The organism is Streptomyces sp. A5-4, from assembly GCF_051131715.1.
GTDB lineage: Bacteria > Actinomycetota > Actinomycetes > Streptomycetales > Streptomycetaceae > Streptomyces.
Map to the genome: position 1 here is coordinate 1,309,794 of NZ_CP178591.1, position 12,629 is coordinate 1,322,422.

Below are 12,629 nucleotides of genomic sequence, written 5' to 3' on the forward strand. Positions count from 1 at the left end.
CAGGCGAGTGGCCGGCGGGGGCTGGTCCGGCGGTCGCCGGGCCCTCCCGTCGCCGGTCCGGCGATCAGCTGCCGGACGACCCCTGGTCCCGGCTCTCCCTCGCGGCCTTGCGGCCGGGGAGCAGCAGGGAGCCGGTCATGCGGTCGCCGAAGACGTCGTCCGGGTTGGACAGGACGCAGGTCTCCAGCGACAGGCAGCCACAGCCGATGCAGTCGCTGAGGTGGTCGCGGAGCCGGCCCAGCTGCTTGATCCGCTCGTCCAGCTCGGAGCGCCACACCTCGGAGAGCCGGGCCCAGTCCTCGTGGTTCGGCGTCCGCTCCTCGGGAAGCTCGGTCAGCGCGTCCCTGATCGTGGCGAGCGGAATACCGACCCGCTGGGCGGCCCGCACGAAGGCGACGCGGCGCAGTGCGTCACGGCCGTAGCGGCGTTGGTTGCCGCTGGTCCTGCGGCTGCTGATCAGGCCCTTGGACTCGTAGAAGTGCAGGGCGGAAACGGCGGCGCCGCTTCGCGCGGACAGCTGGCCGACCGTGAGCTCATGGATCTTCTCTGGAATCTGCGGCACTCAGTGAACCCTACTGGGAGTCCGTTGACAGGAACACATGCGCCCGACGATGCTGAGCAAGCGCTTAGACAGGCTGCTGGACCAGAGATGCTGTTGGAACGTAACCGTGCTGGAGAGGCAGGGGCCAGGGACATGGCAGAGCCGAGGATCTTCACTTCCGCCGAGGAGTTGCGCGCCGGGGTCGGCGAGCAACTGGGGCACAGCGCATGGCTGGAGGTGGACCAGAAGCGGATCGACCTGTTCGCCGACGCGACCGGTGACCACCAGTGGATCCATGTCGACCCCGAGAAGGCCGCCGCGGGCCCGTTCGGAGCGACGATCGCGCACGGCTATCTGACGCTCTCCCTGCTGCCCGCGCTGGTCCCGCAGATCATGCGGGTCGAGGGCATGAAGATGGGCATCAACTACGGCACCAACAAGGTGCGCTTCCCGTCCCCCGTGCCGGTCGGCTCACGGCTGCGCGCGACCGCGGTCCTCAGGGAGGTCACGGACGCGGGTGGCGGCGTACAGGTGACGGCCGTCGTCACGGTGGAGCGCGAGGGCGCCGAGAAGCCGGCCTGCGTGGCCGAGTCCGTGTCCCGCTACTACTTCTGAACCGGTTCCGGGCGACTCCCAAGGCCCCCCGGGGCGACCGCCGCCGAGCGGTCGTCCCGAGCGGCGCCCGCCGCCGCTTCCGGGCGGTGACGGTGCGCGGGACCGCTACTTCTGAGCAGTGACCATCCGCAGGACCAGATCGGCGTAGAGCGCACCGACCTCGTCGGGCGTCCGGCGCCCCTGCGTGTTGAACCAGCGCGCCACGTCGATGCAGAGCGACAGCACGGCGAGGGCGGTGCCGGGGACGTCCGGGACGTCGAACTCCCCCGCCCGCACGCCGTCGTTGATGATCTCGCGCACGGCGGCGTCGCTCCTGCGGCGCAGCTCGACGATCTCGACGCGGTGCTCGACACCGAGCGCGTCCAGCTCGTACTGGACCACGCGCGCCGTGGTGTGCCGCTCGGCGTGCCAGCGGACGAAGGAACGTACCGCGTCGGCGAGCCGCTCCGCGGCCGTGCCCTCGCCGTCCGCCGCCGCCCGGAGGATCTCCAGGGCCCTGTCGTGCCCGATCCTGCTGATCCGGTGGAGCAGCTCTTCCTTGGTCTTGTAGTGGATGTAGAGCGCCGCGGGGCTCATCCCGGCGCGGCCTGCGATGTCGCGGGTCGTGGTCGCGTGATAGCCGCGCTCGGCGAACGCGTCGACGGCGGCGACCAGCAGTCTCCTGGCCGCTTCGGGGGTCACCTCGCCCCAGGGCTTGTCCTCACCACCGGCCGGCTCCTCCGCCGTACTCATCGCGCCCCTTCCGCCCGGTCGGCCCGTCCGACCAGGACGAACACCATACCCCGAAGGTGAGCAAGCGCTTAGGCATTCGGAGCTCGGACATCCGCGGCTTCAGAGCTTCGGGGGTTCGGGGGTTCGGGGGTTCGGGCTTCAGAGCTTCTGGAACGGGTCGTGCTCGGCGAGCAGCTTCTCCAGCCGGGCCTGGTCGACGCGGCTCACGATCTGCCCGGCCTCCTGCCGGTCCCTGATCACCTTGGCGAGCGTGAAGGCGGAGGTGACGAGGTACAGGACGCCGATGCCGAGGAAGGCACGCACCCAGGCGTCGGCCTCCATCTTGAGGATACCGAGGGTCACCGCGCCCAGGGCGACCGCGAAGGCGGCGACCGCCTGTCCGTAGTACGCCGCTGTGTTGTTCTGCTGCTTGACCTGTGTCTCGCTCATGACCACAGCATCGTCCGGCGTGGCGCCCGCCACATCCGCTGCCGTACTCAGGTCGGGCGCCCCGGTACTCAGAAGCCGGACGGCCGAGCGTCAGAAGGCCGAAACCCCGGTCAGCGCACGGCCGATGACGAGCTTCTGGATCTGACTGGTGCCTTCGTAGAGCGTCATCACGCGGGCGTCGCGCAGCAGTTTGCCCGCCGGGTACTCGTCGATGTAGCCGTAGCCGCCGAAGACCTGGAGCGCGTTGTTCGCGGCGCGTACGGCGGCCTCGGAGGCGAAGAGCTTGGCCGTGGACGCCTCGGTGACGAACGGCCGGCCGCGGTCGATCAGATCGGCGACGCGCCAGGTCAGCAGCCGGGCCGCGTCCACGTCCACCGCGATGTCGGTGAGCAGTTCCTGGACGAGCTGGTGGTGGGCGATCGTCTTGCCGAACTGGTCGCGCTCGGTGGCGTACCTCACCGCCGCGTCGAGCGCGGCCTGGGCTATCCCGACGCAGCCCGCCGCGACCGACATCCGCCCCTTGGCGAGGGCCGACATGGCGACGGAGAAGCCCTTGCCCTCGGGCGCCAGCATCGCGGAGGCGGGGACGCGCACATCCTCCAGGAACAGTTCCGCGGTGGCCTGGCCGCGCAGGCCGAGCTTGCCGTGGATCTCGCGGCGGGTGAGGCCGGGGGTGTCGGTGGGCACCAGGAAGGCGGTGACGCCCCGGTGGCCGGGCGCGTCGGTGGAGCGGGCGAAGAGCAGCACCACATCGGCCCAGGTGCCGTTGGTGATGAACATCTTGGAGCCGTTGATCACGTAGTCGTCGCCGTCCCGTACGGCGCGGGTGGTGAGGTTGCCCGCGTCGGACCCGGTGCCCGGCTCGGTGAGGCCGAAGCAGCCGACCAGGTCGCCGGAGGTGAGGCCGGGCAGCCACTGCCGCTTCTGCTCCTCGGTCCCCCAGTGGGCGATGGTCTTGGCGACGAGACCGAGCGACACGGACACGATGCCGCGCACCGAGGAGTCGCCGCGGCCGAGCTCCTCGGTGACCAGGCAGTACGCGAGGTGGTCGCCGCCGGAGCCGCCGTATTCCTCGGGGATCGTCAGGCCCAGGAAGCCGAGAGCGCCGAGCTTCTTCACGAGGCCGCGGTCCACCGACTCGGCCCGGTCCCACTCGACGACGTACGGGGTGACCTCGCGGCTCACGAAGTCCCTGGTGAGCTGCCGCACGGCGGTCTGCTCCTCGCTGAGCTCCAGATTCATCCGGGCACCCCACTGTGATCAGCGGTGCTTTAATTAGCACTGCTAGTTTCTTGCTGGCACGCCTACTATGAGCCGCATGGCCCGACCACGCAAGCCCCTGCTGAGCCGTGACCGCATCGTCGAGGCGGCGGGCGCTCTCGTGGACGGCGAGGGGCTCGCGGCGGTCTCCACGCGACGGCTCGCCGCCGAGCTGGGGGTCAGCGGCCCCTCCCTCTACAACCACTTCCGCAACAAGGACGAGATCCTTGACGCGGTCGCCGACGCGGTCAGCGTCCAGGTCGACCTGTCGATGTTCGACACCGGGGACAACCGCGACTGGCGCACCGCGCTGCACGACTGGGCCGTCTCCTACCGGGCCGCCCTCACCGAACACCCCAACATCGTCCCGGTCCTGGCGCACGGCCCCGGTCGCCGCCCGGCGGGCCTGCGGGTCGCCGACGCGGTGTTCGGCGCGATGGTCAGGGCGGGCTGGCCGCCGGCCCAGGCGACGCACATCGGGGCGTTGATGCGGTACTTCATCACCGGCTCGGCGCTGGGCTCCTTCGCGCAGGGCTTCGTGGACGACGAGAGCGCGTACGACCCGGCCGACTACCCGCATCTCGGCCAGGCCCACCTGCTGGCCGAGCACCGGCAGAAGGTCGACGAGGGCGCGTTCGAGACGGGCCTGCGGGCGCTCGTCGACGGCCTTGCCCTGCAGTACGAGCAGCTCGCGCCGAACGGCAGGACCCAGCAGCGGGGGGCGGGCGGCCAGGCCTAGCTTCCCGCCTCAGACCGTCACGGCGACGGCGGCGGGCGGGCCGGACAGGGAGAGCCTGACCTGGCGGGTGATGCCGTCGGCCAGGATCTCCGGGAGGTCCTCCTCCAGCGCGTCCAGCGACTGGGCGGCGACCGAGGCCGGGGCGGTCTTCTGCTCGGCCATGACGCCACCGAACCGGCCCCCGGCCCGAACAATCTCTTCCGGGCCGCCGCCCACGAGGCGACCCTGCGCGGCATGCTCGTCAGCAGCTACGTCCACCTGTTCCCGCCCCAACAGTCGGGCGTCCCCACCGCCACATCCGCAACAGTTCGGTGCGCCCCGAACCATCCATGAGGCACCCTGGAGGCATGCCTCCCACCGACTCGGCCGGCACCCCCGGCGCCCGGCTCGCCGCCTTCGCGGCACTCCTCGCCGACGAGACCCGGGCCGTCTTCTGCCTGTCCCTGCTCGACGGACGCGCCTGGACGGCCAGCGAGCTGGCCCGGCAGGCGGGCGTCGCCGCCTCCACGGCCAGCGAGCACCTCGGCAAGCTGGTCACGGCCCGGCTGCTCACCGAGGAACGGCAGGGCCGGCACCGGTACGTCCGGCTGGCCGACGCGTCGACCGCGCAGCTCGTCGAGTCCCTCGCCGCCCACGCCATCCCCGGCCGCGACAACCCGCACACCTTGCGCGCGGCGAGCGCGAGCAGCGCCATGGCCCGGGGGCGGACCTGTTACGACCATCTCGCCGGCCGTCTGGGCATCGTCATCACGGAGGCCATGGAGCGGCGCGGGCTGCTGATCCTGGACACTGGATTCACGCTCACCGACGACGGGGCCCACTGGTTCCGGGAGACCGGTATCCCCCTGGAGGGCAAGGGCCGACGCCCGCTGGTCAGCTCCTGCCTGGACTGGACCGAGCGCAAGCGGCATCTGGCGGGCGTCGCCGGGGCGGCGCTGTGCCGACATGCGCTGGAAGCCGAGTGGTGCGAACGGATCGGGACCGAGCGGGCGGTGCGGGTGACCCCGGCCGGGGAGCGCGCTCTCGGGGAGCTGCTCGATATCGAGTCGGGCATACTTCGGTGACAACCGAAGTGTCGAGGGCTTAGTATCGCCGCATGCCTACTTCGCCCCTCTCCGGGCCCCCCTCAGGTCGCGCCGAACCTCTCGCCCTCGCCGCCGCCGGGGTCACCGTCGTGCTGTGGGCCTCGGCCTTCGTCTCGATCCGGAGCGCGGGTGAGGCGTACGCGCCCGGCGCGCTCGCCCTGGGCCGGCTGGTCACCGGATCGCTGGTGCTCGTCGCGATCCTGCTGATACGTCGTGAAGGCCTTCCCCCGCGGGCCGCGTGGCGCGGGATCGCGGTGTCCGGGCTGCTGTGGTTCGGCGGCTACGCGGTGCTCCTCAACTGGGGCGAGCAGTTGGTCGACGCGGGCACCGCGTCTCTCGTGGTCAATGTCGCGCCGATCCTGATGGCCCTGCTCGCGGGCCGCATGCTCGGCGAGGGCCTGCCGCGACGGCTGCTGGCCGGGATGGCGGTGTCCTTCGTGGGGGCGGCGGTCGTCGGCCTGTCGATGTCGGGCGGCGGCAGCACTTCGGTGCTGGGTGTGGTGCTCTGCCTGGTTGCCGCGGTGACCTACGCGTGCGGCGTCGTCGCGCAGAAGCCCACGCTGGCGCATGCGAGCCCGCTGCAAGTCACGACGTACGGCTGCCTGGTGGGGATGGTCGGCTGCCTGCCGTTCGCGGGGCAGCTGTTCCATGACGTCGCGCGGGCGCCGATGTCGGCGACGCTCAACATGGTCTACCTGGGTGTCTTCCCGACCGCGATCGCGTTCACGACCTGGGCGTACGCCCTGGCCAGGACGACGGCGGGCAGGATGGGCTCGACGACGTACGCGGTGCCGGCGCTGGTGGTGCTGATGTCCTGGCTGCTGCTCGACGAGGTGCCGGGGTGGCTGACGCTGCTGGGCGGTGTGGTCTGCCTGGCGGGCGTGGCGGTTTCGCGCTCGCGGGCCGGGAAGCGGGCGTCCACCCGGGTGGTGGCCACCGGGGCGGACGCCGCGGACCTTATGGTTGCGGCTCCCGAGCAGCCGCGCGCTTCGCGAGAATCCTGATCGAGAGCAGCGCGATCACGGCCAGACCGATGATGTAGGCCGAGACCGCCATGGACGTACCGGTCGTTTCCAGCAGCAGGACCATCATGAACGGGGCGAGGCCGCCGCCGAAGACCGCGGCGATCTGGTAGCCGAGCGAGGCTCCCGTGTAGCGCATCTCGGCGGTGAACAGCTCCGCGAACAGGGCCGCTTGGGGGCCGTACATGATGCTCAGGAAGCAGCTGGTCACGAAGGTGCCCACGGCCAGCCAGAGCAGCGACTTCGTGTCGATCAGCAGGAACATCGGGATCGCCCACAGCCCCAGGCCCGCCGCGCCCAGCGCGTAGATCCGCAGGCGGCCGATGCGGTCGGAGAGGGCGGCCGATGCGGGGATCAGCACCAGTTGGGTGAGGCTGATGCAGAGCGAGACGGTGAGTACGGCGCTGCGCTTCATGTCGAGTTCGCGGGTCGCGTAGTCGAGCACGCCGGTGATGATGATGTAGAAGGTCGCGGTGTTGACGGCGAAGGAGCCGCCGGCCAGGAAGACCGTGCCGAGGTGCTTGCGCAGGATCGTCCGGAGCGGGGAGCGGCTCTCGCCCTTCTCCTGCGCGGCCAGGGCCCGTTCGGCCTCGCGGAACTCGGGGGTCTCCTCGACGTGGGTGTGGATGTACCAGGCGAGGACGAGCACGAGGATGCCGACGAAGAACGGCACCCGCCAGCCCCACGAGGCGAAGGCGCTCTCGCTGGTCGTGGCGCCCACGACGAGGAAGACGGTGTTGGCGGTGACCACGCCGATGGGCACGCCCAGCTGGACGAGGCTGCCGTAGAGGCCGCGCTTGCCCTCGGGGGCGTACTCGGTGGCCATGAGCATCGCACCGCCCCACTGCGCGCCGACCGCGATGCCTTGGAGCACGCGCAGGAAGACGAGCAGGATCGGAGCGGCGATCCCGATCGTTTCGTACGTCGGCAGGAGGCCGATGCCGGTGGTGGCGAGGCCCATCAGGGTCAGCGCGATGACCAGCATCGGCTTGCGGCCGTGCTTGTCGCCGAACTGCCCGGCGATGACGCCGCCGACGGGCCGGGCGAGGAAGCCGACGGCGAAGGTGGCGAACGCGGCGAGGACACCGGCCGAGGAACTGCCGGACGGGAAGTACAGATCGCCGAGGACGAGCGCGGCGGCGATGCCGAAGACGAAGTAGTCGTACCACTCGACGGCGGAGGCGAGAGCGGCGGCGGTGGCGACCTTGCGCCGGTTGCGGTCGGCTGAGGCGGAATCGGGGGTTCCGACAAGCGGGGATGCGGCCGTGTCCATGCGGTGCACACTCCGGTGGGTGCGGGGCGGGAGGGGACGGAGGGGGGCGGCGGCGGGATGTTCGGGGAACGTACCGACCGGATGGTACGGAGGTCAACCGGTTGTGCGGGGGGAGTTTTTTGGCTGGTGGGGGGCGCGTGCGCGGGCGTGCGGGTTGCCGGGCACGGCGGCAAGGGCGGCCGGAAACGGGTGCACGGGCGCGGGTTGCCTGCGGCGCTGTTCCCCGAACCGCCCCTTCCCGAACCGTGGCTCCGCCCCGGGCCCAGGTCCTCAAACGCCGGACGGGCCGGAGGGTTACTGCAATGCCGAAGATCTGCTGCACGAGCCCAGCCGCAGCCGCGCACAGCAAACCGGACCGCCCGGCGAATCCAGCCCGTCCGGTGCTTGAGGACATGCCCGTAGGGCGCCCGGCGTCCGGGGCTTGTCGCGTTTCCGGGAAGGGGCGGGTACTCGGGAAGGGGCGGGTAGGGGCAAGCCCGCCGCAGGCGCGCCCGTCCCGCACCCCACTCCCCGTGCTCCCCTAGAACACCACCAGCGCCCGGCCTCCCTTGCCCGCGATCATGTTGTCGAACGCAGCGGGAATCCCGTCAAGCCCGATCCGCTCAGTGACCATGCTCCCCAAATCGAGCCGCCCGGCCCGGACATGCTCCGCGATGACCGGCAGATCCCGCTCCGGAGAGCAGTCCCCGTACACACACCCCGAGAGCGTCCGCCCGAAGTGGAAAAGCTCCAGCGCGTGGAAAGTGACCTGCTGGTCCTTGCCGCCGATGCCGACGACCGTCGCCCGCCCGCCCCGCCGCGTGGAGTCCCACGCCGCACGGATGGTGACGGCCCGGCCCACGCACTCGATGGCGACGTCCGCCCCGTGCCCGCCGGTCAGCTTCCGGATCTCCTTGGCCGTCGTATCGGAGGCGATCAGGAAGTCCGTGGCCCCGGCGGCCCGCGCCAACTCCTCCTTCGCCGCCGACACGTCGACGGCAATGATCCGTCCCGCACCGGCGATCCGCGCCGACTGCAGGACGGCGAGGCCGACCCCGCCGACACCGAAGACCACGACCGATTCCCCCGCACGGACCCGCGCACTGTGGTGCACCGCCCCGTACCCGGTGAGGATCGCGCAGCCGAGCAGCGCGGCGTCGGTGAGCGGGATGCCGTCCGGGACCGGCAGCACGCAGTTCGCGGCGACGACGGTCTCCTCGGCGAACGCCGCGACGTTCAGCCCGGGATGCAGGTCCGTCCCGTCGGCGGTACGGGCGTACACATTCCCCGCGCCGGTGAGCGCGTTGGCGCACAGCCACACCTCACCGAGGCCGCAATAGTGGCAGTTGCCGCACGACGGGGCCCAGTTGAGGACCACGCCGTCGCCGGCGGCAACATGCGTGACGCCCTCGCCGACGGATACGACCGTGCCCGCCCCCTCGTGGCCGAGGACGGCCGGGACCGGCACCCGCATGGTGCCGTTGGTGAGGGAGAGGTCGGAGTGGCAGACCCCGGCGGCGGCGAGCCGGATCCTCACCTGGCCGGGGCCCGGCTCCGGGAGTTCGATGTCGGTGATCGTCAGCGGGGCGCCGACGGCGGACAGTACTGCGGCGCGAACCATGGTGCGTACTCCTGTGGGGTCTCAGGGCTGGTCGGGGCTGTATCGGGGCCGATCGGGACGGCCCGAAAAAATCAGAACTGGAGGGACTTGGTCTGGAGGTACTCGGAGAGCCCGTGCGCCCCCAGCTCGCGGCCGACCCCCGACTGCTTGTAGCCGCCGAAGGGCGCGAGGGGGTTGAAACGGCCCCCGTTGATGTCGACCTGACCGGTGTCCATGCGCCGGGCGAAAGCGACCGCCTCCGCGTCGTCCGCCGCCCAGACCGCACCCGCGAGCCCGTAGACCGTACCGTTGGCGATCCGCAGCGCGTCCGCCTCGTCCTCGTACGCGATGAGCGAGAGGACCGGGCCGAAGATCTCCTCCTGGGCGATGGTCATCTGGGGTGTGACGTCCGCGAAGACGGTGGGGCTGACGTAGTAGCCCTTCTCGTGCGGCGCGTCCAGACCACCCGCGACGAGGCGCGCGCCCTCTGCGACGCCCTTCTCGATGTAGCCCCGCACGCGCGCGTGCTGCTTGGCGTTGACGACCGGGCCGAGACGGCTGCTCTCGTCGTGCGGGTCGCCCGCGACGTACTTCGCAACCGCCCCGGCTGCGAGCGCCACGGCCTCGTCGTACTGGTCGCGGTGGACGAGCATCCGGGTCCAGGCGCTGCACGTCTGGCCGGAGTTGGACATGACGTTGGCGACGCCGACCTTGACGGCCTTGGCCAGGTCCGCGCTGGGCAGCACAACGTTCGCGGACTTGCCGCCCAGCTCCAGCGCGACCCGCTTGACGGCGGCGCCGGCTGTCGCGCCGATCTGCTTGCCGACGGCGGTGGAGCCGGTGAAGGAGACCAGGTCGACGCCCTCGTGCTCGGCGAGCGCCTGTCCCGCGACCGGGCCGAGCCCGGTGACCAGGTTGAACACCCCGGCGGGGATACCGGCCTCGTCCACGGCCTCCGCGAAGAGCTGCGCGGTCAGCGGGGTGTCCTCGGCGGGCTTGAGGACCACCGTGCAGCCCGCCGCGAGCGCGGGGGCGACCTTCGCGACGATCTGGTGCAGCGGGTAGTTCCACGGCGTGATCGCGCCGACGACACCCACCGGTTCCATGAACACCGTCGAGTTGCCGGTCTTCTCCTCGAAGGAGTACGTCGCCGCCAGCTCGGCGTACGACCCGGCGACCAGGATCGGCACCCCCGCGTGCACCATCTGCGAGAAGCCCAGCGGCGAGCCGAGCTCGGAGGTGACGGTCAGGGCGATCTCGTCCTTGCGGGCCACCAGCGCGTCGCGCAGCGCGGCTATCCGCGCCGCACGCTCGGCTGGCGGGGTCGCGGCCCAGCCCGGGAAGGCGTCGCGTGCGGCCCGCACGGCAGCGTCCACGTCCTCTGCGGTCCCGGCCGGGACATGGCCGATGACCTGCTCGTCGGCCGGGTTCACGACGGCGATCGTGTCCCCGCCCGCTGCGGGCCGCCACTGACCGCCGATGTACATCGCGTCATGGGCCTTCATCGCTATTCCTCCAGGGCTGGCCGTAGTCGTCCACGCCCCAAACTAGCGGTGATAGTTTTTTGACGCCAGAGGCGCAGTGACCGGCGGCCTACTGCACCCGCCAGAGAGCGGGTACGTTCGGCGGCTCCCACCCTGCCTGCGCGGAGTGCGGCTGGAGGCACGCGTACGTGCGTCCGCCATAGGTCGCCCGGTCCCCCGCCCGGTACGCCGTCCCCGCCTTCCAGGAGCCGCCCGGCGGATCACCGGGATCGCCGGGATCGCCCGGCCCCGGGTCCTGCGGCACGTTCAGTACGAAGTCGTAGCTCGCCTCGCGCGCCGGACCATTGGCCCGGACCGTCATCAGCAGCTCCGGATCGAAGATGGTGTCGGTGTTGTTGCGCGGCTCACCCGGGAAGTACAGCTGCGTGGTCAGCACGGGGCGGCTGGGCGCCTGCACCTTCACATGGATGTGGCGCGTACGCCCCGGATACAGCCCCGGGACGATGGTGGTCAGCGCGAATCGCCCCTGGGCGTCAGTGAACTGGTGCCCACGGAAGCGGTAACCGCTGTTGTCGTACGCCCCGTTGGTGTCCGCCTGCCAGAAATCCAGCAGCGCGTTGGCGATCGGCCGGCAGGCCGCCCCGAAGACGAAGCCGGAGACGGTCAGCCGGGTGCCCTGGGTGTTCGCGTCGACGAGAGAGGTACGACGCGGCGAGTTCGGCTTGAAGTACGGCCCTTCGGTCTGCGCGGGGGTCGGGTCGTCCCCGTCGTCGCAGGCCGGGGTGAAGACGGGTAACCCGGCGCTGTCCCGCGCGGGCTGTGCCAGCGCCGGTACGCCGGCCATCGCGATCGGCACCGAAGCACCTGCCACGAAGGCGGCTTTCAGTATGGTTTTGCGGCTCGGGCGACTGTCACGGTCCATGGACGGGCTCCTTGACTGCGTGCGGTCGGGGGATTGGTCCGAACCTACGCAGGGGGCCGGGGGCGGTCGATGGACGGAATGCGGTAGTCGTGGTGCAAAGCACCGCTCCCCCGCCGGAACTCACTGGGGCTGAGTCCCGTCTCCCGCCGGAAGTACCGGCAGAAATAGGCGGGGTCGGCGAACCCGACCTCCCCCGCCACCTGCCGCACAGTCAACTCGGTCAGCGCGAGCAGCCGCTTCGCCTCGTGCGTTCTCGTCTGCCGGACGAGCTGCCCCGGGGTACGGCCGGTGACCTGCTTGACGACCTCGTTGAGATACCCGACGCTCACCCCGATCCGCGCGGCGCAGTTCCGCACCGACCGCACACCGGACCCCGGCCCGGCCAGCATCCGTACGAACTCCTGCGTCACGGCGTCCGCCCTTCGCGGACTGCCGGAACCATCACCGCCCAGCTCGGACATACGCGCGGCGCGCAGGATCAGTACGTGCAGATAGGCACGCAGAATGTCGGCGAACTGCGGGCGCCCGAGGGCGTATTCATGCTCCATCTCGGCGACGATCGGTGCGATGTCCGCCATGCCGGCGTCGGAAAGCGTGAGCCACGGCCGTTCGCCGAGCTTGCGCAGCAGGTCGTGGTCGCCGGGGTGGTCGAGCAGGAAGTCGTCGGTGAAGAGGATGACGACACCCTGGAGGTCCGAGACACCCTCCCAGTAGTGAACCTGTCCGGGCACGACGAAGCACAGGTGCGGCGGACGCAGTTCCCACCGGGCGAGATCGATGACATGCGCGCCCGTCCCGCCCGTGACGTGCACGATCTCGTAGAAGGTGTGCCGGTGCGGGAACGCGGCGCGGGACATCGGGCCGATGGTGTCGAAGGTGCCGATGGCGAACGGCAACAGGTGCACGGCGGGCACGTCGAGCCGGTGCAGCGGTACGGGTCCGTCCATC

The 12,629-nt window shown here is 71.1% G+C and carries 14 protein-coding genes; 4 read left to right on the plus strand and 10 right to left on the minus strand.

Going from position 1 to position 12,629, the window contains the following annotated elements; translation table 11 throughout:
• Positions 1 to 64: 64 nt before the first annotated feature.
• Positions 65 to 562, minus strand: coding sequence for a redox-sensitive transcriptional activator SoxR (gene soxR, locus ACLLJJ_RS06040; protein WP_434588221.1), 498 nt, complete (start codon positions 560 to 562; stop codon positions 65 to 67).
• A gap of 132 nt (positions 563 to 694) precedes the next feature.
• Here soxR and ACLLJJ_RS06045 point away from each other — a divergent pair, with 132 nt between their 5' ends.
• Positions 695 to 1,156 carry a MaoC family dehydratase gene (locus ACLLJJ_RS06045; protein WP_434588222.1) on the plus strand — a complete coding sequence of 154 codons (462 nt, stop codon included), beginning with the start codon at positions 695 to 697 and terminating at the stop codon, positions 1,154 to 1,156.
• Positions 1,157 to 1,261: 105 nt separating this feature from the next.
• On the opposite strand, the gene ACLLJJ_RS06050 is transcribed toward ACLLJJ_RS06045, so the two are convergent.
• The 3 genes from ACLLJJ_RS06050 to ACLLJJ_RS06060 form a co-directional block, all read right to left on the minus strand.
• Positions 1,262 to 1,888, minus strand: coding sequence for a TetR family transcriptional regulator (locus ACLLJJ_RS06050; RefSeq protein WP_434588223.1), 627 nt, complete (start codon positions 1,886 to 1,888; stop codon positions 1,262 to 1,264).
• 138 nt (positions 1,889 to 2,026) lie between these two features.
• Entirely contained in the window at positions 2,027 to 2,317 is a 291-nt protein-coding gene (locus tag ACLLJJ_RS06055; protein ID WP_434588224.1) for a YiaA/YiaB family inner membrane protein, read from the minus strand.
• Between the two features lie 90 nt (positions 2,318 to 2,407).
• Positions 2,408 to 3,559 carry an acyl-CoA dehydrogenase family protein gene (locus ACLLJJ_RS06060; RefSeq protein ID WP_434588225.1) on the minus strand — a complete coding sequence of 384 codons (1,152 nt, stop codon included), beginning with the start codon at positions 3,557 to 3,559 and terminating at the stop codon, positions 2,408 to 2,410.
• Positions 3,560 to 3,635: 76 nt separating this feature from the next.
• On the opposite strand from ACLLJJ_RS06060, the gene ACLLJJ_RS06065 reads away from it, so the two are divergent.
• On the plus strand, positions 3,636 to 4,316 hold the full coding sequence (locus tag ACLLJJ_RS06065; protein ID WP_434588226.1) for a TetR/AcrR family transcriptional regulator: 681 nt from the start codon (positions 3,636 to 3,638) through the stop codon (positions 4,314 to 4,316).
• 9 nt (positions 4,317 to 4,325) lie between these two features.
• Here ACLLJJ_RS06065 and ACLLJJ_RS06070 read toward each other — a convergent pair whose 3' ends face one another.
• On the minus strand, positions 4,326 to 4,478 hold the full coding sequence (locus tag ACLLJJ_RS06070; protein WP_434588227.1) for a hypothetical protein: 153 nt from the start codon (positions 4,476 to 4,478) through the stop codon (positions 4,326 to 4,328).
• Positions 4,479 to 4,663: 185 nt separating this feature from the next.
• Here ACLLJJ_RS06070 and ACLLJJ_RS06075 point away from each other — a divergent pair, with 185 nt between their 5' ends.
• Positions 4,664 to 5,380 carry an ArsR/SmtB family transcription factor gene (locus tag ACLLJJ_RS06075; RefSeq protein ID WP_434588228.1) on the plus strand — a complete coding sequence of 239 codons (717 nt, stop codon included), beginning with the start codon at positions 4,664 to 4,666 and terminating at the stop codon, positions 5,378 to 5,380.
• Positions 5,381 to 5,412: 32 nt separating this feature from the next.
• Positions 5,413 to 6,405: a DMT family transporter gene (locus ACLLJJ_RS06080; protein ID WP_434588229.1), complete on the plus strand. Its 993-nt coding sequence runs from the start codon at positions 5,413 to 5,415 to the stop codon at positions 6,403 to 6,405.
• Here the strand turns inward: ACLLJJ_RS06080 and ACLLJJ_RS06085 are convergent.
• The 5 genes from ACLLJJ_RS06085 to ACLLJJ_RS06105 form a co-directional block, all read right to left on the minus strand.
• Positions 6,359 to 7,696, minus strand: coding sequence for an MFS transporter (locus ACLLJJ_RS06085; RefSeq protein ID WP_434588230.1), 1,338 nt, complete (start codon positions 7,694 to 7,696; stop codon positions 6,359 to 6,361). The genes ACLLJJ_RS06080 and ACLLJJ_RS06085 overlap by 47 nt on opposite strands.
• A 520-nt stretch (positions 7,697 to 8,216) precedes the next feature.
• Complete coding sequence (locus tag ACLLJJ_RS06090) at positions 8,217 to 9,296, minus strand: Zn-dependent alcohol dehydrogenase (RefSeq protein ID WP_434588231.1); 1,080 nt, start codon at positions 9,294 to 9,296, stop codon at positions 8,217 to 8,219.
• Positions 9,297 to 9,367: 71 nt separating this feature from the next.
• Positions 9,368 to 10,780 carry an aldehyde dehydrogenase family protein gene (locus ACLLJJ_RS06095; protein ID WP_434588232.1) on the minus strand — a complete coding sequence of 471 codons (1,413 nt, stop codon included), beginning with the start codon at positions 10,778 to 10,780 and terminating at the stop codon, positions 9,368 to 9,370.
• An 88-nt stretch (positions 10,781 to 10,868) separates the two neighbouring features.
• Positions 10,869 to 11,681, minus strand: a complete 813-nt coding sequence (locus tag ACLLJJ_RS06100) for a carbohydrate-binding protein (RefSeq protein ID WP_434588233.1) — start codon at positions 11,679 to 11,681, stop codon at positions 10,869 to 10,871.
• A gap of 44 nt (positions 11,682 to 11,725) precedes the next feature.
• Positions 11,726 to 12,628, minus strand: coding sequence for a helix-turn-helix domain-containing protein (locus ACLLJJ_RS06105; RefSeq protein WP_434588234.1), 903 nt, complete (start codon positions 12,626 to 12,628; stop codon positions 11,726 to 11,728).
• Position 12,629: the final 1 nt, after the last annotated feature.